This is a genomic window from Acinetobacter sp. WCHA39 (assembly GCF_002165385.1).
Taxonomy (GTDB): Bacteria; Pseudomonadota; Gammaproteobacteria; order Pseudomonadales; family Moraxellaceae; genus Acinetobacter.
The window spans coordinates 1-716 of the sequence record NZ_NHRP01000093.1; the positions used below are offsets into that span (position 1 = coordinate 1).

Annotated in this window: 1 protein-coding gene; it reads left to right on the forward strand. The window is 35.5% G+C overall.

Annotated elements, in window-relative coordinates; all coding sequences use genetic code 11:
* Window positions 1-57: 57 nt before the first annotated feature.
* Window positions 58-716, forward strand: a 659-nt coding sequence (locus CDG56_RS16755; RefSeq protein ID WP_143225745.1) for a transposase, incomplete at its 3' end; no start/stop codon positions are given.

Sequence of the window (716 nt, forward strand, 5' to 3'; positions counted from 1 at the left end):
TTAGGACTTACGCATTGACGAATTCAAAAAAGTACTAAAATACTTTATAAAGTATCTGTGATCAGACGAATTAAACATGCTTCTACAGCAACTTGTACTCTACCCATTTATATGGGCTTTCTCATGACAGAACCGAACTCTATTAGCTGCACACAACTTGCCGAGACTTATAATATCTCGCATGATAGTGTAAATCGCTTTCTAGAGCGTGAAGATTACACACCTCACGACCTATATCAAGAATCAATTCAACATATTGATAATAACAAACTTATAGCCAGTATTGATGATACTGTTTTAGATAAACCATATAGTCAACATATGGACTTAGTTAGCTATTTTTGGTCAGGCAAACACCACCGATCCGTCAAGGGTATTAATCTCATTACCTTGTATGCGACAGATCAAAATGGTCAAAATATTCCAATTAATTTCCGAATTTATGACAAATCTGAAAGTAAAACCAAGAATGATTACTTTATGGATATGTTAAGTGAAGTACTCGGTTGGGGTGCAAAGATTCAATTTATTACAGGTGATAGTTGGTATTCATCGACTGGAAATCTAAAAACCATAAGAAAATATGGTATTCGATTTATGTTTGGTATCGACTGTAACCGTAAGGTTTCCCCAGAAAAAGGACAATGGTTTCAACTGCGTTTATTGCCAGATTTCCATCAGGGTCAAGTGGTCTGGCTCAAAGATTTTGGCTTTGT